At 69.0% G+C, this 21066-nt stretch carries 19 protein-coding genes and 1 pseudogene; 12 read left to right on the plus strand and 8 right to left on the minus strand.

What is annotated here, in order from left to right; all coding sequences use genetic code 11:
- Positions 1-25 precede the first annotated feature (25 nt).
- Positions 26-1045, minus strand: a complete 1020-nt coding sequence (locus ACZ4UV_RS15485) for a hypothetical protein (protein WP_467838315.1) — start codon at positions 1043-1045, stop codon at positions 26-28.
- 132 nt (positions 1046-1177) lie between these two features.
- Between ACZ4UV_RS15485 and ACZ4UV_RS15490 the strand changes: the two genes are divergently transcribed.
- Positions 1178-4165, plus strand: a complete 2988-nt coding sequence (locus tag ACZ4UV_RS15490; RefSeq protein WP_467838318.1) for a glycosyl hydrolase 115 family protein — start codon at positions 1178-1180, stop codon at positions 4163-4165.
- Between the two features lie 28 nt (positions 4166-4193).
- Here ACZ4UV_RS15490 and ACZ4UV_RS15495 read toward each other — a convergent pair whose 3' ends face one another.
- Positions 4194-4514: a hypothetical protein gene (locus ACZ4UV_RS15495; RefSeq protein ID WP_467838321.1), complete on the minus strand. Its 321-nt coding sequence runs from the start codon at positions 4512-4514 to the stop codon at positions 4194-4196.
- A gap of 89 nt (positions 4515-4603) precedes the next feature.
- Between ACZ4UV_RS15495 and ACZ4UV_RS15500 the strand changes: the two are divergent.
- The 3 genes and pseudogenes from ACZ4UV_RS15500 (at position 4604) to ACZ4UV_RS15510 (ending at position 8272) form a co-directional block, all read left to right on the plus strand.
- Positions 4604-5906, plus strand: a pseudogene (locus tag ACZ4UV_RS15500) (IS256 family transposase).
- Between the two features lie 391 nt (positions 5907-6297).
- The gene (locus tag ACZ4UV_RS15505) at positions 6298-6783 is read left to right on the plus strand and encodes a hypothetical protein (protein WP_467838324.1); all 486 of its coding nucleotides are present in this window, start codon (positions 6298-6300) and stop codon (positions 6781-6783) included.
- Positions 6784-6949: 166 nt separating this feature from the next.
- Positions 6950-8272, plus strand: a complete 1323-nt coding sequence (locus tag ACZ4UV_RS15510; protein ID WP_467838327.1) for an FG-GAP and VCBS repeat-containing protein — start codon at positions 6950-6952, stop codon at positions 8270-8272.
- A gap of 223 nt (positions 8273-8495) precedes the next feature.
- Here the strand turns inward: ACZ4UV_RS15510 and ACZ4UV_RS15515 are convergent, their stop codons facing one another.
- The 4 genes from ACZ4UV_RS15515 to ACZ4UV_RS15530 all read right to left on the minus strand — a co-directional run bounded on the left by ACZ4UV_RS15515 (position 8496) and on the right by ACZ4UV_RS15530 (position 11990).
- On the minus strand, positions 8496-9341 hold the full coding sequence (locus ACZ4UV_RS15515) for an FkbM family methyltransferase (protein WP_467838329.1): 846 nt from the start codon (positions 9339-9341) through the stop codon (positions 8496-8498).
- Between the two features lie 145 nt (positions 9342-9486).
- A complete protein-coding gene (locus ACZ4UV_RS15520) occupies positions 9487-10362 on the minus strand; it encodes a hypothetical protein (protein WP_467838332.1) in 876 nt (291 codons plus the stop codon).
- Between the two features lie 40 nt (positions 10363-10402).
- Positions 10403-11290 carry a helix-turn-helix domain-containing protein gene (locus ACZ4UV_RS15525; protein ID WP_451020579.1) on the minus strand — a complete coding sequence of 296 codons (888 nt, stop codon included), beginning with the start codon at positions 11288-11290 and terminating at the stop codon, positions 10403-10405.
- Between the two features lie 265 nt (positions 11291-11555).
- Positions 11556-11990, minus strand: a complete 435-nt coding sequence (locus ACZ4UV_RS15530) for an ATP-binding protein (RefSeq protein WP_451020580.1) — start codon at positions 11988-11990, stop codon at positions 11556-11558.
- 156 nt (positions 11991-12146) lie between these two features.
- On the opposite strand from ACZ4UV_RS15530, the gene ACZ4UV_RS15535 reads away from it, so the two are divergent.
- Genes ACZ4UV_RS15535 through ACZ4UV_RS15545 form a run of 3 tightly spaced genes read left to right on the plus strand, consistent with a single transcriptional unit; the run spans position 12147 to position 13413 of the window.
- Positions 12147-13022: a helix-turn-helix domain-containing protein gene (locus ACZ4UV_RS15535; protein WP_451020581.1), complete on the plus strand. Its 876-nt coding sequence runs from the start codon at positions 12147-12149 to the stop codon at positions 13020-13022.
- Positions 13019-13246 carry a DUF397 domain-containing protein gene (locus ACZ4UV_RS15540; RefSeq protein ID WP_451020582.1) on the plus strand — a complete coding sequence of 76 codons (228 nt, stop codon included), beginning with the start codon at positions 13019-13021 and terminating at the stop codon, positions 13244-13246. The genes ACZ4UV_RS15535 and ACZ4UV_RS15540 overlap by 4 nt, the downstream gene beginning before the upstream one ends.
- Positions 13243-13413, plus strand: coding sequence for a hypothetical protein (locus ACZ4UV_RS15545; RefSeq protein ID WP_467838337.1), 171 nt, complete (start codon positions 13243-13245; stop codon positions 13411-13413). The genes ACZ4UV_RS15540 and ACZ4UV_RS15545 overlap by 4 nt, the downstream gene beginning before the upstream one ends.
- Here ACZ4UV_RS15545 and ACZ4UV_RS15550 read toward each other — a convergent pair.
- Together ACZ4UV_RS15550 and ACZ4UV_RS15555 are read right to left on the minus strand one after the other, a co-directional pair.
- Positions 13410-13544, minus strand: a complete 135-nt coding sequence (locus tag ACZ4UV_RS15550) for a cysteine hydrolase family protein (RefSeq protein WP_451020584.1) — start codon at positions 13542-13544, stop codon at positions 13410-13412. The two genes, ACZ4UV_RS15545 and ACZ4UV_RS15550, sit on opposite strands and share 4 nt — an antisense overlap.
- Positions 13545-13573: 29 nt before the next feature.
- Positions 13574-13921 (minus strand): hypothetical protein, encoded by a 348-nt coding sequence (locus ACZ4UV_RS15555; protein WP_390642267.1) that lies wholly within the window; start codon positions 13919-13921, stop codon positions 13574-13576.
- Between the two features lie 79 nt (positions 13922-14000).
- Here ACZ4UV_RS15555 and ACZ4UV_RS15560 point away from each other — a divergent pair, with 79 nt between their 5' ends.
- The 5 genes from ACZ4UV_RS15560 to ACZ4UV_RS15580 all read left to right on the plus strand — a co-directional run bounded on the left by ACZ4UV_RS15560 (position 14001) and on the right by ACZ4UV_RS15580 (position 21049).
- Positions 14001-14648 carry a hypothetical protein gene (locus tag ACZ4UV_RS15560; protein ID WP_451020586.1) on the plus strand — a complete coding sequence of 216 codons (648 nt, stop codon included), beginning with the start codon at positions 14001-14003 and terminating at the stop codon, positions 14646-14648.
- A gap of 4 nt (positions 14649-14652) precedes the next feature.
- On the plus strand, positions 14653-15120 hold the full coding sequence (locus ACZ4UV_RS15565) for a hypothetical protein (protein WP_467838340.1): 468 nt from the start codon (positions 14653-14655) through the stop codon (positions 15118-15120).
- Positions 15121-15237: 117 nt separating this feature from the next.
- On the plus strand, positions 15238-19770 hold the full coding sequence (locus ACZ4UV_RS15570) for a DUF6531 domain-containing protein (protein WP_467838343.1): 4533 nt from the start codon (positions 15238-15240) through the stop codon (positions 19768-19770).
- A gap of 10 nt (positions 19771-19780) precedes the next feature.
- The gene (locus tag ACZ4UV_RS15575) at positions 19781-20395 is read left to right on the plus strand and encodes a hypothetical protein (protein ID WP_467838346.1); all 615 of its coding nucleotides are present in this window, start codon (positions 19781-19783) and stop codon (positions 20393-20395) included.
- Positions 20396-20455: 60 nt separating this feature from the next.
- Positions 20456-21049 (plus strand): hypothetical protein, encoded by a 594-nt coding sequence (locus ACZ4UV_RS15580; RefSeq protein ID WP_450470859.1) that lies wholly within the window; start codon positions 20456-20458, stop codon positions 21047-21049.
- The last annotated feature ends 17 nt before the right edge of the window (positions 21050-21066 follow it).

Genomic DNA, 21066 nt, shown 5'->3' on the forward strand with positions numbered 1-21066 from the left:
GCCTCTTCGCTGCTTCGGCAGGAACTCACTGCATGTTCTGCACGGGTGGATGGTCGTACGACGCCTCGCACACGTACACCTGGAGGCTGTAGCCGCGCCCGATGGTGATCTGCGTGTCCAGCGCCGGTCCGAGGGAGTGGTAGCCGGTGTATCCCACGTCCTCCACCGGTGCCCAGCTGCCGCTGCCGCCGTCCCACTCGGTGCCGTCGATCGTGAGCAGGGGCCGCACCCCGGCGCCGCACTCGGCGCAGGCCATGGGGAACGGGTCGGAGAAACTCCAGGGCGCGTGTCCCCCGAGCTTCCATCCCGGGGCGACGGCCAGGTCGTACTGGTAGCAGACCTCCGGCTCCTCGTCCTCGCCCTCGATGCCCTCCTCCCACTCGTGGATCCGGTCCGCCAGCTCCTGAGGCAGCTCGTGCGGGGCCGGGTACTCGGTGACGGTCTCGGGGTGCAGCACACACGGCTCGGGCAGATAGTCGTCGCTGCCGATGACGGCGGGCCGCGGGGGAGCGGCGAGCGCGGTCACGACGTCGGCGGCCCGGCGCCAACGCAGCTCGACCCTCGGCGAGTAGTCGTCCTCGGGATGGTCGAAGGCGCACCACAGCACCTGGAGCAGATCGGCGCCCTCGGGCCGGGGCAGTGTCGGCACATCCGCGGCACGTATCTGCGCGACCGGCACCAGCGGCACCGGCCCGTCCAGGGCTGCCCGGTACGGCGTGGTCCCCCGGTCGACCAGCGCGCGCTCCTCCTCGGTCAGCAGGTCGGCGCCCTCGGCGCGCGGCCGGGCCCAGGCCTCGCGCAGGACACGCCGGCCGACGTGGACGTCGTCCGGCGCCACACCGTGCTGCCAGGGACCCGCATGCTCCGGACAGGTCGGCCACGGCTCCTCGGCCGGCCACAGCAGGGGCCCGCCGACGGAACTGCCGGCCGCGGTGGGCACACCGGCGCGGGGATGCAGACGGACGGCGGTGCGGGCGAGCGGAGCCAGTTCGGGGAAGACCGCGGTGATGTCCAGGGGGCGGGGCGGCGTCGTACGGGTCGTCATGGCCGGAGGCTACCGGCCCGGTCTGACAGCACCGCCTCGAAAGTATTCGTCGCGTACGACCCGTTCCCCCCAAGGGCCCCTCGCTCCACTATTTGTCATGCCGCTGACCAAATTCGGGTGGAGGGGTGAGGCATGTCCGTGCGTCGTAGGACCGTCCTGGGTGCGGGGCTGGCCGCCGTGCCCGTACTGTCGTCGGGCGTCGCGTGGGCCGGGGGCGACGGCGCACCGCGGGCGACCGACCCCGGCGCGTACATCTCCTTCACCGGCGGGGCGTTCTCGCTGGTCGGCGCCCCGGTCGTGGTGAGCGCCGACGACCACCCCGGAGTCGTCCGGGTGGCGGGCGACCTCCGTGACGACATCGAGCGGGTGACGGGCGTACGCCCGGCCGCGACGATCGCCCGCCGAGCGGTCCTCGTCGGCACGATCGGCCGCAGCCCGCTGATCGACGCCCTGGTGGCATCCGGCAAGCTGGACGTGACGGGGATCCGGGGCCGCTGGGAGACCTCGCTCCAGGCGGTCGTCGACCACCCCATGCCCGGTGTGGACAAGGCGTTCGTCATCGCGGGCAGCGACCCGCGCGGCACGATCTTCGGGGCCTACGACGTCTCGTACGGGATCGGCGTCTCGCCCTGGCACTGGTGGGACGACGTCCCCCCGGTCCACCGCGACCAGGTGTGGGTGCTCCCCGGCAGGTTCACGCAGGGCACGCCGGCGGTGAAGTACCGCGGCTTCTTCATCAACGACGAGAACCCGGCGCTCGGCACCTGGGCCCCGGCGTACTTCGGCCCCGGCAAGACCCCGGGCTATCCCGGTGGCTTCAACGCCGACTTCTACGCGAAGGTCTTCGAGGTCCTGCTGCGGCTGAAGGGCAACTACCTCTGGCCCGCCGTCTGGGGCCGGGCGTTCGCGGAGGACGACCCGGCGAACCACCGCACGGCGTCGGCCTACGGTGTTGTCATGGGCACGTCCCACGAGGCGCCCATGATGCGGGGGATCGAGGAGTGGAACCGCCACGCGGCCGGCGGCACCGACCCCTACGGAGGCACGGGCGAGTGGTCCTACCTCCGCAACGCCGAGGCCATCCGCGCCTACTGGCGGGCCGGCATCCAGCGCATGGTCGACGAGGGCATCGAGGGCGTGGTCACCCTCGGCATGCGCGGCAACGGCGACACCGGCCTCCCCGACGGCGACGGCATCGAACTGATGCAGGAGATCATCGCGGCGCAACGCCAGATCATCGAGGAGGTGACGGGAAAGCCGGCCGCCGAGACCCCCCAGGTGTGGACCCTGTACAAGGAGGTCCAGCGCTACTGGGACCGCGGGCTGCGCGCCCCCGAAGACGTCACGGTGGTGCTGACGGACGACAACTGGGGCAACATCCGCAAGCACCCCTCGCCCGAGGAGCCGCGCGATGGCGGTTACGGCCTCTACTACCACTTCGACTACGTCGGAGCGGGCCGCAACTACAAGTGGGTCGACACCGCGAACCTCCGCAACGTCTGGGACCAGCTCCACCAGGCCCACGCCTACGGCAACCACGGCCTGTGGGTGGCCAACGTGGGCGACCTGAAGGGCAACGAACTCCCGACGGAGTTCTTCCTCGACTACGCCTGGAACCCGGACCGCTGGCCCTTCGACCGGCTGGACGAGTGGGAGCGGAGATACGCCCGCCAGAACTTCGGCGCGGAGGCGGCGCCGGAGATCGCCGAACTTCTTGCCGCGTACGGCCGGTTGCAGGCGCGCCGTAAGCCGGAGCTGCTCAACCGCCGCATCACTCTCTCCGGCGCCGGCGAGGTGGTCTACGACGACCGGCAGACGCCCTTCTACTTCGGCCACGACGAGCTGGAGCGGGTGGCGGAGGAGTGGCGGGACCTGGGGAGACGGGCGAAGCGGATCGCCCGGCGGCTCCCGGCGGCCGTCCAGGACGCGTGGTTCGAGCTGGTCGGTTACGAGGTGACGGCGACCGCGAACCTGTACGCGCTGCGCGAGGCCGAGTTCACGAACCTGCTCTACGCCCGCCAGGGCAGGGCCGCGACGAACGACCTGGCGGCGCAGGCGGAACAGGGCCTGGCGGCCGATCTCGCCCTTGCCGAGCGCTTCAACACCCAGGTGGCGGGCGGCAAGTGGCAGGGCTTCCAGACCCAGCCGCACATCGACTACGGGGACGTGGACCGGTACGGCCCCAACGCGCCCTGGCAGCAACCGGAGAAGGACAACGTGGCCCTCCCGGACGTGCTCTTCCCGGCGGTACGGCGGATCGAGGTGCCGGAGGCGGCCGGACTGGGAGTGTCGGTGGACCCCGACGCGGGGTCCATGACCCTGCCGCCGTTCAGCCCCTACCAGACCAGGCCGCAGCAGTACGTCGAGATCTTCAACCGGGGCCGTACGCCCTTCGACTACCGGGTGTCGGTGTCGGCGCCGTGGCTGACGGTGGACCGTCCCCGTGGCCGGGTGACGGACCAGGTGCGGGTGGTGGTGCGGGTGGACTGGTCCCGGGCCCCGGCCGGCCGTGCGGAGGCGACGCTGACGGTGAGCGGGGCGGGGGAGTCGGTGACGGTGGGGTGCGTCGCCGAGCGGCCGTCTCCTCGTGGGCTGCGGGGGTTCGTGGAGGCGGGCGGCTATGTGGCGGTCGAAGCGGAGCACTACGACCGCGCGGTCGGCGAGTGGCGCCGGCTGGACGGGATCGGCCGCACCGGGGCGGGGATGACGGCGTGGCCGGTGACGGGCGGCCGGGGCGACTCCCCGGACTCCTGGCCCCGGCTGGAGTACCAGGTCAGCCTGGTGTCGGACGGCGAGGTGACGGCGTGGGCGTACCTGTCCCCCCGCAACCCGGCGCTGCCGACGGGCACCGGTCTGCGCTACGCCCTGTCCTTCGACGACGAGGCGCCCCGGCCCGTCGACATCACGGCCGGCGCGGACGACGGCCTCCTGAACGCGGTCTGGGCCCGCAACACCTCCGACAACGTGAACCGCACGGCGACTCGGCACACCGTGGGATCCGGCGTCCACCGCCTGACGTTCTGGTCGGTGGACCCCACGGTGGTGGTGCAGCGGCTGGTACTCGACACGGGCGGCCTCACGCCGACGTATCTGGGGCCGCTGGAGAGCCGGCGGCTGTAGTGGCCGCCGGCTCCGCGGGACCCAGGGCTCAGCCGAAGGCGAGCTTTCCTGTCCAACTGCCGATCACCGTGCTGTAGCCGCCGATCGCAGCCTTACCGCCGAAGTAGAGGCGCACGCTGCCGCTGCTCATGTGGGCGTACAGGTCGGGGATCCCATCGGCGTTGACGTCCGGGACGGCGAAGAAGCGCGGCACGTCGGTGCTGGACCAGCCGCTCGCCGCGTATTCGGCGTCGAAGCCATCAGCACTCGCCGCCGCGGTGGCGAGGGAGAGGAGGTCGACGCCGGTGCCGGCCGAGTTGGCCTTGCCCTTGCGCAGGAGCAGCCGTCCGGAGTCCGAGCGGTAGATCATGTCCGGGATGGGGACTGTCCTAAAGATTGTGTATGCCCCGGTGTGACCCGTCTGGCATGAGGTGTCCCCTCTGCTGGGAAGGATCACGGATGGGCATCAAGGACGAACGGCCCCGCGAGAGTTCGCACATCGTACGCACGGGGGCCGAGTTGGCGAGACTGACCGAGCTGGACCAGGAGTTGGCCGAGCAGCTGGTGAACCGGGCCCGCACTGAGGGGGTGAACCTGGTCGGGGAGAACGGCCTGCTGAAAGGATTGGTGAAGCTGGTCCTGGAGGGCGCGCTGGAGGCCGAGATGACCGAGCACCTCGGCTACGAGAAGGGCGATCGGGCCGGTGCCGGCTCGGGCAACTCGCGCAACGGCACCTCCCGCAAGCGGGTGCTGACCGATGTCGGCCCGGTCGAGCTGGACGTCCCGCGCGATCGGGCGGGAAGTTTCAGCCCGCAGATCGTGCCCAAGCACACGCGCCGCGTCGAGGGGTTCGACGAGGCCATCCTGTCCCTCTACGCCAAGGGCCTGACCACCGGCGAGATCCAGGCGCACCTGGCGGAGATCTACGACGTGGACGTCTCCCGCGATCTGATCTCGCGGGCCACCGACAAGGTCACCGAGGAGCTCGAAGCCTGGCGCCAGCGGCCGCTGGACCGCGTCTATGCCGTCCTCATGATCGACGCGATCGTCCTGAAGATCCGCGACGGTGCAGTCGCCAACCGGCCCGTCTACATCGCGGTGGGTATCAATCTCGAAGGCGAACGGGACGTGCTGGGCATGTGGGTGGGCTCCGGCGGCGAGGGCGCCAAGCAGTGGATGGCCTGGCTGGCCGAGCTGAAGAACCGCGGCGTCGAGGACGTGCTGATCGCCTGCTGCGACGGGCTCAAGGGCCTGCCCGACTCGATCAGCAGCATCTGGCCCCTGGCCGACATCCAGCTCTGCGTGGTCCACATGGTCCGCAACAGCCTCAAGTACGCCTCCACCAAGCACTGGTCACAGATCGCCAAGGAACTCCGACAGGTCTACACGGCCGCCACCGCGGCTGCCGCTGAGCAGCGGTTCGCCGAGTTCGAAGAGACGTGGGGCGGCCGATATCCGGCCCTGATCGCGGTCTGGCGCAGAAACTGGGAACACTTCGTCATGTTCCTCCGCTTCCCACCCGAGATCAGAAAGATCGTCTACACGACGAACATGATCGAGAGCCTCAACTCCCGCTTCCGCCAGGCCACCCGCAGGCGCGGGCATTTCCCGAACGACGAGGCGGCTCTCAAGGTGCTCTACCTCGTCATCCGCGACCGCCAGCCCAACCGGCGCAACCCCCACCGGCCGGACCCATAACTGGAAGGAGGCCATCAACATCCTCGCCGGCTACTACGGCGACCGCGTCACCGACAACCAGTAGCACCGCCACACCACACAGAAGAAGCGTCAGCACCAGGGCTTACACAAAGAAAAAGACACTCCCCACCGGCGAGCTCGACGGCGAGTTGGTCTATACGGTCAACCGGAGCAAGATCAATCCTGACGCCCATGCTCTGGCCGAGAGCCTTGGATATCGACGGGTCTATGGTGTACGGCTCGCCGGCCCAGGCCAGACGGATGCGGAGCAGATCATGCTCAACGCGGTGGATCGAGGCGAGGTTGGGTCGAGCGGGCGCATAGCTACATCGCGGGTTCCTTGTGGCCCAGAGCGCCAGGATTGCGGTGGAAGAATTGGCGGTGGGGCGTATCCAGATATTCGAGTGGTGGGCAGATGGGGTGTCGGAACTGGCTAGTGAGATTGAGGACTGAGCGTGTACCTGTGGGATCGTGAGATGCAGTCATATCGTGACCGGCTGCAGAGTATTCCTCCATCTGGAAGACTCGCTCTCGCTGTGTCTGTGATGGATTGGACGCTTGGCGAGATGGGGCAATTGACGGCTGGGCCTGTCAAGGACTATATCGATGAAGGCATGCGGGCCGCTCAAGTGGCAGTCCAGTCAGGGGCTGAGGAGTTGACGCTTTCCGAGGAAATGCTCGACTCCTGGAATGACGTCGACGACCAGGCCGATGAACCTGGCACCACGCACATAATGTCGGCCCTTCTCGCGTGTTCGGATGCGCCAGAAGGACTCTCAGGAGAAGTACTCTTCGGAGTTCTGTGCTTCTGCTATGAGGCATTGAGGGAGAGGTTTGAAGTCTCGGTGGGTAGTCTGGAGGCCGAGCTGGCGAACCCCAAGTGCGTCGAGGCGATTTCCTTTCAGAAGGCTCGTATCGCGGAGTTCCTCGTAGGCGGATGACCGCGTTGGACGCTGAGGCAATAAATTTCAGCCATGGCCGCTACCAGTCCGAACAGGCCATTTGATCAGCCAGCTTACTTCCTCCTCGTATGCTAGGAGCACTATGCTCGCCCGCAATTCCCGTGGTCATACCCTCGTGGCGGTAACAGCGACTGCGGTCGTCGCCTTGGCCCTTCCGCTCCTGGCGGCCACCGCTTCTGCCGCAACCCCCGCCAAATACGCTGACGACTTCAACGGCGACGGCTACCGCGACTACGTGACGGGTGGCAGTGGCTCGTTCGCGGTCACGTACGGGACGGCGAACGGACCTGGCACCACCACCAAGACGTTCACGCAGAACAGTCCGGGCATACCGGGGAAGACCGGGGACGCGGGAGGGTACGCGGATGCCTTCGGTGAGTCCCTGGCGACTGCCGACTTCGACCGGGACGGGTACGCCGACGTGGCCGTGGCCGACAAGACCGAGAAGGTGGGCGGCAAAGTAACGGTCGGCGCGGTCACCATCGTGTGGGGGTCGAAGGCGGGACTGGCATCGAGCGCGACCCGTCTGCCGCTCAAGTCCCCCCACGCGAATTACGAGTTCGGCTGGTCCATCGCGGCCGGCGACTTCAACGGCGACGGCAAGCCCGACCTGGCGGTCGCCGACGTCAGTGAGGTGTACGTCTATCGGGGCGGCTTCGCGAAGTCCGGCAGCACCGGCAAGATCACCCAGCATCGCCCCAGCCGGGGCGTCAGCGAAGTCTTCGAACCCACCGGCCTCGTCGCCGGAAAGGTGACGAAGGACAAGGCCACCGATCTGTACGTGCTCGGGCAGGGTGAGAAGAACGGGCACATGACACAGGCTGCGTGGTTCCTGAAGGGCGGTTCCACGGTCACCTCCGGCACGTTCACGACGTACGACAAGACCTCGCCGGACTGGGGCCCGACCGGTGTCGTCGCGGACTTCGACAAGAACGGTTACGGCGATCTCGCCGTCAGCGACATCCCGTACAACAACCACGCCGGCTCCGTGGTCGTCATACGTGGCGGGACCAAGGGTGCCGTGAGTTCGTACCGTCTTACGCAGTCCACCACCGGTATAGCCACCGCGGCAGCCAAGGACGAGCAGTTCGGTCATTCCATCTCTGCGGGTGACAGCAACCGGGACGGCTACCCGGACCTCGCCGTCGGTGTGCCGTACGAGAAGGTGGGCTCCGCCAAGGAGGCCGGTGGTGTGCACGTACTGCGCGGCAGCCGGAAGGGCCTGACTGGCGCGGCCTCTCAGTGGTTCACCCGTACAACAGCGGGCGTGCCGGGCGATGCCGTTCAGTATGCGGCCTTCGGTGTCCATGTCCGCCTGCGTGACGTCAACCGTGACGGCTACGCCGACCTCCTGGTCTCCGATCAGTTCGAGAACTACGACACCAGTGTTCTTCTCCCAGCCGGTACGAAGGGTGTGGGAACGACCGGGAGCCGCGAACTGGCCGTGCGGGCCGACTTTCCGCAGTGACCGACGGTCAGTGACCATGTCATGACCTGTGCTCCCGCAACAGCTCGACCGCCCGGTCGAACGCCGAGTCCCGCCCCTTCGCGAACTCCTCGGCTGTCTAGGCGGGAGGTGGGGGGGCAACCACTCGCGATGGTGACCTCCGGCACGTGATTGACGCTTCCGCCTCAGAGCGCCGGACGCCGGGTAGCCCCGGCGATCCGGTAGGCGGAAGCCAGGAGCAGCCTTAGCCCCGCGGCGCGAAGAGCAGGTTGCGGGTGTGTGGTGGCCGGGGCTCGTTCCAGGGGACCAGCGCGCCGTCGTGCTCGGCGATCCAGTGGACGTCGTAGCCGAGTGGTTCGAACTCGGCGATGAGGTCGTCGAGGGCGGCGTCGACCAGGGCCTCCATCACCAGGGTCGGCCGGTCCCGCTTCAGCACCTGGCGGGCCCCGCGGAGCACCGACATCTCGTGCCCCTCCACGTCGATCTTGACGAGGTCCAGCTTGGTCTCGGCGAACACCTCGTCGAGGGTGAGCAGTTGGATGCGCTTCCGCTGGGCGTCGGGGGCGGCACCGCCCTCCAGGGTGGAGCCGGTGGAGAGCAGGTTCCCGGAGAAACGGACGCTGATGTCGGCCCAGCCGGGCTCGCTGGAGACACCGGCCTGGTGGAGCTTGACGTTCTGGACGCCGTTGGAGCGGACGTTCACCGAGAGCCGGGCGTGGATCTGGTCGACCGGCTCGAAGGAGTGCACCTTCGCCTTCGGGTTGGCGTGTGCGGCGATCATCGAGAAGTAGCCGACATGGGCGCCGACGTCCGCGATGGTCGAGCTCTGCGCGGCCAACCGCGACCAGGTGGCGAGCGTGCCGGGCTCGTAGCCGAACGTCCCGTTCCACAGGGTGTCCATGGCTACCGCATCGTCGTTCACGCAGAACATCACGAACGGCGGACAGTACGGCGACTCGATCTCCACGTAGCCCCGGTAGGGGAATTTCTTGCGGTGCACGCGGATGATGTCCCCGGTGGCGGCAGGCCGGACCGACGGTGCGTGGGCCAGCATGCGGGCGTTGGCGGCTTCGACCTCGGAAATACGCATTGGGCGATGGTAAAGCCGGGGTCAGAAAATGTCACAGGGTTTGGAAATGATCAGAAAGGGCAGCGCGCAGGTTTTACGGGCGGCGAATTCGGAGGTTGTTCATTTCGAATAACCTGGAATTAACCTGCCTTTTCGCTCGGGCTGCCTACCCCTCTGTGTCTGCGAAGAGTTCGGTCGTGGTGGTGGCCGTGGCGGCGCGGGTCAGCCACGTGGTGAGGGTGTCGTGGTCGTCGCAGGTGGTGATGCGGTCGCGGGCTTCGTCGCTGACGTCGATGCCGCGGCCGCTGAGGACGACGAGGAGGGCTTCGGAGAGGCCTTCGGCGCGCAGGGCCTGGGCCGTCTGGGACTGGAAGATGGAGAGGTCGACGGCCATGAGGTGCCTCCAAAGGTCCGCGGCGGGCGTCTTGCCCAGGCCTTGTTCGGTGAGCTCGATGTAGATGCTCGCGGTGTCTTCGTCGTCGGCCTGCAGGCCCTTCAGGGCGGCTGCCAGTGCTTTCAGTATGGCATCGGACTCAGGCGCGCGGCTGTGCAGCGCGGAGGACAGCACGGCGAGGGAGATGTCCTTGGCGGCCGCTTCCGGCGTGTCGATGACGGGCACGGTGTCCGGGCCCAGGACGAGTGGGCGCAGGGTGAGGGTGGGCCACTGCGGGGGACCGAGGCAGACCTGCCGCGCCGCCCAGGCGGCCGTGTGCCTGTCCTGGCAGACGACCAGCAGTACCGCCGGCATCTTGTACTTGGCGTAGAGATACGCCAGGTAGTAGGCCCAGCTGGCGGGCTTGTCGGCGTCCTGACCTCCCTGGGCCTCCACAGCGAGCAGGAAGCTGTCGTCCTTCACCGTGTCGAGGCGGAGGAGGGTGTCGACGCGGCGTTCCAGGGGGCGGTTCTCCGTCAGGTCCGTGGGAAACGGCGACGCCGAGAGCGGATCGCTGAAGGAGACGCCGAGCGCCCTTACGGCTCGGGGGAAGAGCCCCGGATCCTGCTGGAAGATCCGGTGCATCGCTTCGTGCGGGGAGCTGACCATGAGGAGGGCTCGGGACCTCTCGGCGTGGGGATTGGGCTGGTCATGCCGCTCTCGTTAGCGGCTGGTGGGTGCGGCAGTCCCGGCAGCGGCCGGGTTGGGCCGCGCGGAACGGGCGGTCGCAGCCGTCGCAGTCCTGGAAGGGGAGCGGACGCGGCGGGGCGGGCGGTGGTGGCGGTGGCAGGAGCTCCGTGAGGCGGTGGGCCAGGAGGCCCGCCGGGTGGAGGAGCGGCTCGGCCGGGAGGCAGGACGTGAGGGCGCGGCGTACGGCTTCGGGCGAGGCGCCGCGCTCCAGCCAGGCGTCGACGGCCGGGGCGAGCCGTCGTACCTCGCGTTCGGGGAGGAGGAGACGTGGGTCGTCGTGGTGGAGGCGGGAGAGGAGGGTGGTGGCCGCGCGCTGCGCATCGGGCGTGCCGAGGGTGCTGCGCGTGGGTTCCGGCAGAGGTGGCTTCGGAGGGCCGGGCGCCGGTGCCGGAGGATGCGCCCGATCCGGGCGGGGCGCCGGTGCCGATGCCGGAGGGGGTGGTGGTGGCGGTGGCGGCGTAACCTCTCGTACCTCCTCCGCCCCCGTCGGCCGGTTGTACGACACCGTCCGTGAGACCACCCGGCCGTTCGGCAGCCGTTCGCGCGTCCGGGACAGGTAACCGTGGGCTTCCAGTTCGCGCAGCGCCGCCGCGATCCGCACCTCGCCCTCCGGGAAACGCCCGGTCAGCGACTTGATGTCCACGCGGGCGCCGGTCGGCAGCGACTGGATGTGGCCGGCGAGTCCGATCGCGGTGAGGGAGAGTTCGCGGTGCTGGAGGAGGCGGTTGTCGACCACCGTGTACCGCGTGGTGAGCCGGACGTTGACGTGGGTCACCCCGTACGAGGGGTTCGACCCCGGAACGACTGACCCGGCGCGCGAGGGCGCGCTAGTGTGCTCTGCATCCATCGGGAAGGTACTGCTTCCTGGGTGGTCAGGCCCTCGATCGGGATCGCTACTCCCGGCCGGGGGCCGTCGTATGTGCGGGGGGTGCGCCGTCTGCGTGCTCGCATGGTCACCCGGTGTTGTCGCGGCGAGCATATGCCGGGCAACCGGCACCGAATCCAGCCCAGTTGGCCATGTTCACTCCGGAGAGTGACGGGCGGCGCCGGGGAGGCGGGTGGGGTTGGGGAGGGGGATTTCCCTGGGGTTTTTAACTACTTGGCGGCGGGCGTCACCGTCTCGCGGCGGACCGCGTGACGGTCAGTTCGGCCCAGACGGTCTTGCGGGGGCGGGGCCCGAGGGAGACGCCCCAGCGGTCGGCGAGGGCCTCGACGATCACCAGTCCGCGGCCGTTCTCGTCCTCCCCGGAGGGGAGGTGCAGGCGGGGGCGGCGCTCCTCGCAGGTGTCCGTGACCTCGATGCGGACCGTGTTCCCGACGACGTACATCAGCAGCCGGAAACCACGGCCCGCCGTCCGCCCGTGCGTCGCCGCGTTGGCCGCCAGTTCCGCGACGACGTGCGCCGCGTCCTCCGACGGCAGCCCCCACGACCGCAGTTGCTCGGTCGCCAGCAGCCGCGCCAGCCGGGCTCCTCTGCGTGTGGGTGACAGCAGCACGCTGAAGTTGCGGATCGGGCAGTCGAGGGGGGTGGAGATTTCCTGGTTCACGTCACTCAGCGTGGCCGTCCGTGCCTACCGTGAACAGTGACGAAGTCGTTGCGTACGGTCACTGTCCGCTGCTTGTCCGGTGCTGTCCGGGCTGTCGGACGCGGGCGTACGGGTAGGGCGTCGTCGAGGCACGGTCGTACGACGGAGGGGTGCGGGATGAGCGTGGAAGGCGCGGTGGCGCGGCTCAGGAGCGAGGCGGACGAGCCGGGTTGGGAGGTGGATCCCGATGACGAGTGGGGCGTCGCAGTCATCGCGACCGTCGGGCGGCAGCTGAAGCTGCGGCGGGAGGCGGTGGGGATGCGGGCCGCCGAGTTCGGGGTGGCGGTCGGGTACGGCGAGGACATGGTCTACAAGATCGAAGGTGGGAAGCGGATTCCCCGGCCGGAGTATCTGGACAGGGCGGACGAGGTGCTGGGGGCGGAGGGGCTGCTCTCGGCGATGAAGGAGGACGTACGGCGGGTCCGGTACCCCAAGAAGGTGCGCGACCTGGCGCAGCTGGAGGCCAGGGCGGTCGAGCTCCAGCTCTACGACCCGCTCCACATCCACGGGTTGCTGCAGACACCCGAATACGCGCGCGGGCTGCTCCGGATGCGTCGCCCGGCATACAGCGGGGACGAGGTGGAGCGGTTCATCGCCGCGCGCGTGGCCCGCAAGGCCGTCTTCGAGCGGGACCCGGCGCCCGAGCTCAGCTTCGTTCTGGAGGAGTGGACGCTTCGGCGTCCGCTCGGCGGGCGGGCGGTGCTCCGTCAGCAGCTGGAACACCTGCTGGAGGCAGGGCAGTTGCGGAACGTCGAGCTTCAGGTGATGCCGATGGATCGTGAGGAGCACGCGGGGGTCGACGGCGGAATCGAGGTGCTGAAGTCCGAGGACGGCTCGGCGGTGGGGCGTTCGCCCGCGGTGGCCAACGGCCGACCGGTGTCCGATGCGAAGCAGCTCCGTATCCTTGAACTGCGGTACGGCATCATCCGGGCGCAGGCGCTCACACCACGTGAGTCGACGGCCTTCATCGAACAACTGCTGGGGGAGACATGATCCGCAGGACCTCGGCCGAGGACGCCTCCGGTCTGACGTGGTTCAAGAGCAGTTACAGCAGCGGCAGTGAAGGCGACTCCTGCGTCGAAGTCGCCATCAGCCCCGCCACCGTCCACATCCGCGACTCCAAGAACACCGCGACCCCCTCCCGCGGTCCCCACCTCACCTTCCCGCCCGCCACCTGGACGGCCTTCCTCTCCCACACGGCCGCCGCCGGGGAGTGAGGTACGCCCGCAGGTACGCCCGCGAGTTGTTCGCGCCGCTGGGGGCGGTCGTCGCCGTGGGCGCGCTGAACGCCACCGGCACGTGGTCGTTCGCGGATGTCTCGGTCGGCGCGTTCCTGGCGGGCAGACGGCAGCAGTGGGACCGCCTCTTCGCCGCGGTCTGCTAGAAGACCGGCACGTCGGCCGCGCGGGCCCGATCCGCCGGCTCGGCGACCTTCCCCAGGCAGGCCTCGCCGTTGTGGACGTCCTTCAACAGGGCGCGCCGCATGTCGATGACGAGCAGTGCGGTGCCCGGCATGCCGTGCGCCTGTTCGCGGTGGCCGCCGACTACTCCGCCTTGTTCCCGCCACCACCCTGTTGCTGCTGACCCTCCGGCCGCACCGCGTCCTTCGCCTTCTTCGCGAGGTCGTCGTCCAGCTTCTTGAACTCGCGGACCACGGTGTCGGACATGTCGGCGAGGGAGTCGATCTGCTTGGTGATGTCCTCGCGGCCGTCGTGCCAGTTGGACTCGAAGTCGTCGAGGGCGTTGTAGACGGTGCTGCTGCCGACGTCGTCCTGGTAGGACTCGAACATCTTCTTGGTGTGGTTGAGGCGTTCCTTGATGGAGCGCAGCTTGCGGCCGTAGTCCTCAAGCTCGCTCAGCGGTATGGCGAGATCGCTCTTGCCGTTGCCCACGTGACCGTCCCCCGTTCGCGCGTCTCGTAGTCTGGGCCGCACCGTATATCAGATCATCGGGGGAGGGGTGGCGTACAGCATGGCCCGCTACATGGAGACGCTGACCATCGAGCGCGGCGGTTTTCGGATCAAGGTGCCTGAGTCGTGGTGGGAGTTCGACGTGCGGCCGGAGTCGCGGGACGACTCGATCCGGCGGATGGTGAACGAGCGCATCGCCCAGCATCCGGAGCTGGCGCAGTACCGGGACACGTACGTCGGCTTCCTGCGCAAGTCCGCGGCCGACGCGTGGAAGTCGGGCGCGATGTACTGCGGCTGCATGGCGGAGAGCTTCGGCGGCGACACCCCGATCACCGGCTCGGTCACGGTCTCGCTGGTCGGCGGCCGTACCCGCGAGGGCGCGCCGCTCTCCAACGACCCTGCCGCCATCGCCGCCCAGCTCGCCCCCAAGGAGGCCCACCGGGAGGGCGACTCCTGGCGCAAGGTGACGACTGTCGACATCCCCGGCGTGGGTCCCGCCGCCCGGACCTACGGCATCGAGGACATCCCGATCCCCGAGGACAGCCTGGGCCGCACCATCCGCGCCGTCCTGATGCAGACCTTCATCCCGGTCCCAGGCCAGGAGGGCAAGGTCGCCCTGGTGGCCGGCAGCAGCCAGGTCCTCGACCTCGCCGACTCCTTCTTCGACATCTTCGACGCGATCACGTCGACGTTCCGGTTCGCGGACTGACCCTTTGCGGTGGGAGACGCGGTGGCGGACCGGCGAGGGTCTGCTGGGGTTCGACGACCCTGCGGAGTGGGACGCCGCGTTCGAGCGCGGCGAGGATCATCTCGGTACGGCGGTGATCGGGCTGGCGTTCCACTGCCCGCTGGAGGAGGCGTCTCCCCGGATCGTGAGCGCGATGAGACTCCCGGACCAGGAGGAGCGAGGTTACGCCTGCACCGCGGCGGGCACTGCGGCCCGCCTCAACCGCCGGCTGACCCCCGAGCTGTTCGCCGCGCTGCACGCCGAGGGGCCGGGCGGACCGGCCGGGGACGCGATCGGCGACACGCTCACCTTCGTGCCGTTCCTGGACCTGCCACCGTGGTTCAAGCGCCAGTGGGTGTACGTGACCGTGCGCGGCACGCTGGAGCACTGGTGGCTCCACTCCGTGGACGCCATCTGGGACGGTCGGCGGACCCTGCGCGGACACCGACGCTGAGCCCCTGTCGGGCACGACCCACTCGACCGTCGGGCTTCACCTCGAACGTCCGTTCCTTGTAAGTTCGCGTGTGCACAGGTTTGTTGACGGGGCGTACGCGACGGGGGTTGCGGGATCATGGCGGGGTACCGACCGGCGGACTGGCATCCACTCGACCTGGACAGGGACCCGACCCCCGGCGATCCGCAGCGCGTCCGTACCCTCGCCGCGCAGCTGCACGACTTCGCCGACGACGTCTCCGATGCCCTGCGTCTGGTCAAGGGCATGGCCGGTGAGGACACCCTCCTGCAGTGGGCGGGCAAGTCGGCGGAGGTGTTCAAGGAGCAGTTCAAGGACGTTCCGAAGAACCTGAAGAAGCTGAAGAAGTCCTACGAGATGTGCGGGGACGCCCTCGCGGACTACTGGCCGAAGCTGGAGCGGGCGCAGGCGCTTGCCGACAAGGCTCTGGCCAAGGCGAAGGAGGCGCAGTCGGACCTGTCCTCGGCCAAGTCCCGGCTCTCCTCCGCCGATTCCTGGGTGACGCGGGCGACGAAGGAAGCGGACAAGTACAAGGACGACCCCACCGGCAGCAAGTCCACCGCGGACAAGCCGGACGAGGGTAAGGTGCGGGCGGCCACCCGGGACGTGCAGAGCGCCAAGTCCGCCCACACCCAGGCCCAGTCGGACGTCACCAGCGCGCAGAGTGCCCTCGACGCGGCGAAGAAGATGGCCGAGGACGCGCGGAAGATGCGCGACGACGCGGCCGGGGAGGCGAAGCGGAAGATCGACGAGGCCTCGGATGCCGGTATCCCGAACCGGCACTGGTGGCAGGACGTCGGGCACTGGTTCGAGGACAACTGGGACACCATCGTCACCGTCTGCAAGGTCGTCGTCGCGGTCGTCGGGATCATCGCGATGATCATCGGCGGGCCCATCCTCGGCGCGATCGTGCTGGTGGCCGCGCTCGTCGTGCTCGCGGACACGCTCTACAAGTACTCAAAGGGCCAAGCGTCGCTGTGGGATGTGGCGTTCGCCGCGCTGGACTGCATACCCGGCGGCAAGGGCATCACGAGCCTGGGCAAAATCGCCAAGGGGCTCCGGACCTTCGGGAAGACCGGGCTCAAGGGCATGGCGCTGGGGGTGAAGGGGCTCGGCAGGAACGTCCGTGAGCTCGGCAGGCCGATGAAGAAGCTCTTCACCTGCGGTGACCCGATCGACATGGCCACGGGACAGATGGTCATGCACGAGACCGATGTGTCCCTCGACGGGGCCCTGCCGTTGCTCCTGGAGCGCAGCCATCGTACGGGGGTGGCGACGGGCAGGCTCTTCGGCTCCGCCTGGACCAGCACGCTCGACCAACGGTTGCTGCTCGACGCCGCCGGTGTACGCCTCGTCTGCGCCGACGGCATGGTTCTGCACTACCCGATGCCCGATCCCGACGTCCCCGTCCTTCCGGTCGCGGGTCCGCACTGGCCACTGAGCGTGGACGAGGCGGCGGGCGGCGTGTTCACGCTGGAGCAGCGCGAGAGCGGCCATATCCTCACCTTTCGGTCGCAGCCCGGCACAGCCGCCGACGAGGTGCCGCTGTCTGGGATCAGCGACCGCAACGGCAACACGATCACGCTGCGGTACGCGGACGGGCTGCCCAACGAGATCTTCCATCACGGCGGTTACCGCATCGACGTAACCTGCGAGGAGGGACGGATCACTGACCTGACGCTCGCCAGCCACCCCGACCGGCCGAGCCTCGCCCGTTACGGCTACGACCGGAACGGGGACCTCGTCGAGGCCCACGACTCGGGTGAACTTCCCCTGAAAATCGCCTACGACGCCGACCACAGGGTCACGGGCTGGGAGGACCGCAACGGAGCGTGGTACCGGTACGCGTACGACTCCGCCGGGCGGTGCGTGTCCGTACGCGGCATCGACGGAATCCTCGACTACACCTTCGAGTACGACGAGGAGTCACACCGGACGGTCGCCGTCGACTCGCTCGGAAACGTCACGCGGTACCAGTTCAACGACGTCTACCAGATGATCGCCGAGACCAACCCGCTCGGCCACACCGTCCGCCACGAGTGGAGCGAGCGCGACCAGCTGCTGTCCCGCACGGACGCTCTGGGACGCACGATGACCATGGACTGGGACCACGCCGGACGTCTCGTCGCCGTCCGGCTGCCCGACGGGCGCGCCTCCACAGCCCGGTACGACGACCTGGGCCTGCCCGTCGAAATCACGGACTACGACGGCACGGCGATCCACCAGGAGTGGGATGCGCGGGGCAACTGCTTGTCCCTGACGGAAGCCGGCGGAGGGACCACCCGCTTCACGCGCGACCGGACGGGGGCAGTGGCCTCGATGACGGACGCCCTGGGAGCGGTGACCCGGTTCGAGAACAACGCGGCAGGCCAACCCGTACGCGTGACCGATCCGCTGGGTGCTCGGACCCTGCTGCGCTACGACGCCCTCGGACACAACACGGAGATCGTCGACCCGCTGGGCAGGACGACCCACCAGACCTGGACCGTCGAAGGCCGCCTCACCTCACGGACCACCCAGGACGGGGCCCGCGAGGCCTGGAGTTACGACGCGGAGGGCAACCGCACCGCCCACAGTGACGCGCTGGGCCGGACCACCCGGTTCGAGTACGGCGCGTTCGACATGCTCTCGGCGCGCATCACGCCGGACGGTTCGCGATACGCCTTCCGCTACGACAGCGAACTGCGCCTCACCCAGGTCATCAACCCTGACGGCCGCACCTGGGGCTACACCTTCGACGCGGCCGGCAACCTCCTGAGCGAGTCCGACTTCGACAGTCGTACCGTCGGCTACGCGTACGACGCGGCGGGACAACTCGTCGGTCGGACCAACGCCATGGGCCAGACCGTCCGGTTCGGCTACGACTCGGTGGGCAACCAGACCGAGAAGAGGGTGGACGGCCTGGCCACCGTCTACCGGCACGACGGCGCCGGGCGGCTCACCGGCGCCATCGGACCGGTCAGCACTCTCACACTGCGCTACGACCCCGCGGGCAACATCGTCAGCGAGGCCGTGGACGGCCATGAACTCACGACGGCGTACGACGTTCTCCAGCGTCCCGTGCGGCGTACCACACCAGCCGGCGTCGTGACGACGTACTCCTACGACGCGGCAGGCAACCGGGTCGCCCTGAGCACCGAGGGCCATGTCCTGACCTGCGCATACGACGCCACGGGCCGCGAGATCACGCGTCGGCTCGACAGTGGCTGCGTGCTCACCTCCATCTGGAACACGGGCGACCGTCTCGCTGAGCAGAGCCTGACGCGCCCCGGATCCGCCGAGCCGGCGCTGCACCGGTCCTACGCATACGCGGCCGACGGGAACCTCACCGCTGTGCAGGACCGGTTCCTCGGCCGGAGGTCCTTCGGCCTGGACCCGATGGGCCGGGTCACCTCGGTCCGGGCCGAAACCTGGACCGAGGCGTACGCGTACGACGTGGTCGGCGGCATCACACGCGCCGACTGGCCGGACAGGCAGCCCGAACCGGAGGCCCGTGGCGACCGGGTTCACGCCGGCGGCCGTGTCGTCCGGGCAGGTGCCCTCCGCTACGAGTACGACGCCGCGGGCAGAGTCGTCCTGCGGCGCAGGAGTCGGCTGTCCCGGAAGCCCGACGTGTGGCATTACGAGTGGGACGCCGAGGACCGGCTCGTCTCCTGTACCACACCGGACGGCACCCGCTGGCGCTACCACTACGACGCGCTCGGCCGACGGGTCGCGAAACAGCGGCTGGGACCGGACGGGGAGACCCCCGTGGAGGAGACCCGCTTCGTGTGGGACGGTCCGCACCTGGTGGAACAGACCACCCGGACGCCGGATGACGAGATGACGCTCACCTGGGAGCGCGACGACATGACGCCCCTGACCCAGTTGGAACGCCGCAGGTCGGACGCGCTTTCCCAAGACGAGGTCGACCGGCGTTTCTATGCGGTCGTCACCGACGTGGTCGGCACCCCGACCGAGCTGGTGGACCACAGCGGGGAAACCGCGTGGCGGGCACAGACCACCCTCTGGGGGCTGACCCGTACTGAAGCTGCCGCGGGTACTGGTACCCCCCTGAGGTTCCCCGGCCAGTACGAGGACATCGAGACGGGGCTCCATTACAACTGCTTCAGGCACTACGACCCGGCCACCGGGGTGTACATCAGCCCCGATCCGCTGGGCACGGAAGCCGGCCCACGGCCGCACGGGTACGTGCTCAACCCGCTGACCTGGGTGGACTACCTGGGACTGAAATCGTGCTCCCAGCTCCTGCGGGAGAACATGGTCAGGGAGGGCCGGCTCGTCAACCCGGGTCAGGCGGCGGCCCACATCGTCCCCTCCGGCTTCAACCGCTCGGGCGGTCCTCGCATGCGGGCCCTCCTGTCGAAGTACAAGGTCGACGTCAACGACGCGGCCAACGGCATCGCCCTCGGCCACCCCCGCCCGCACAACTTCACCCACACCGACCGGTTCCTGGGCCGTCTCGACGCCCATCTCCACAACGTGGTGGCCGACCGTGTCGCACGCGGATACGGGGACCGGGCCATCCGTACCGTTCTGCGCCGGGAACTGCGGAGCGTCGGAAAGCAGATCGAGGGCGAACTCGCCGGTGTCACGCACGCCGTGCCGAGTACCGCCTACTGGACGGCATAAGGATGACTCCATGACCTCTGACCCGACCTCCGTATCGGACCCCTCGGCCCCCTCCGCGGTGTACCGCCTCCTGGCCGGCAAGCGGAACCTGCGGACGCTGCGCCTGGGAGATGCGCTGATCGATCTCAAGCGCCGGCAGTTCCAGGGACCGCAGGTCGCTCTGCCGGACGTGTTCGAGGCCGAGTGGACCGGTGACCCCAAGGCGCGCAAGGCCGAGTTCGCCTCCGACTATCCGGGTGCGCCGATCCTGAGCCGGCGTCTCGTCGACCGGGTCGGGCAGGAGCGGCTGGAGCAGGCCGGGCGGCTGGTCCCCGTCCGTACACCGGGCCCCGACCCGGACGAGTACGCCCTGTACGTGGTGGAGCCTCTCGTGGACTGCGTGGACACTCGCAGGTCGGACCGGCCGAAGAAGGCCACCGGGGAGATGAGGAAGATGGTCTTCCGTCCGGAGGCGGTGCCTGCCGAGTTGCCGGCGTTCCGGGTTCCGCAGTTCCCTGTCGCGGTGTGCTGGACCGGCTGGATGCGTGATCTGCTGGGCGAGATCCTCGGAGACCATCTGGAGGCCCGCCTGCTGTGGTCACCGGAGCCCTCGGCCGCTCCACACCCCGATCCGTGGGGGTTGTGATCCCGGCACACGCAGCGCTCCCGATCGGCCGGTCCTCTGGCTTGTATGGATGGTGACGCGATGTCTGGCATGTCCCGACGGGGCCCGGCGGTCTACCGGCTTCTGCCGAGCCTGAGCGACTACGAGACGCTGCGTCTGGACGGGACGGACCAGAGCCGGCTCATGCGCTGGCAGCGTCTGGGCGGCGAAGAGGAGCGACCCACCTGGCTGCGTGCCGAATGGCTGGACGACGACGGCACTCCCAGGAGTGAGTTCCCCAGCGGCAGTCCCGGAGCGCCCGTGCTCAGCCGCCGTCTGGCCGAGGGGTTCGGGGACGAACTGCTGTCGGCCGGGAACCTGGTACCCGTCGAGATCCGCAACGGCAAGGGCGACGACTACGTCCTGTACCTCGTCGATCAGGTGGTCGACTGCCTCGATCAGCGCAGGTCGTCCAAGCCGAAGCGGAACGGCGAGATCAAGAAGCCCGTGTACCGTCCCGAGGCCCTGCCGACCCGGCTGCCTGCGTTCCGCCTGCTGCAGTTCCCCCGTGCCGTCCAGTGGAACGGCTGGGCCGTCGACCGGCTGCTCGACCTCACGGGGGACCAGATCGAGGCTCGTCTGACCTGGTCCGAGGACCCCGCGGCCAAGCCTCACCCCGACCCCTGGGGATTCTGATCGCGCCCTGTCCGACG

The sequence above is a fragment of the Streptomyces sp. NPDC028289 genome (genome assembly GCF_055565975.1).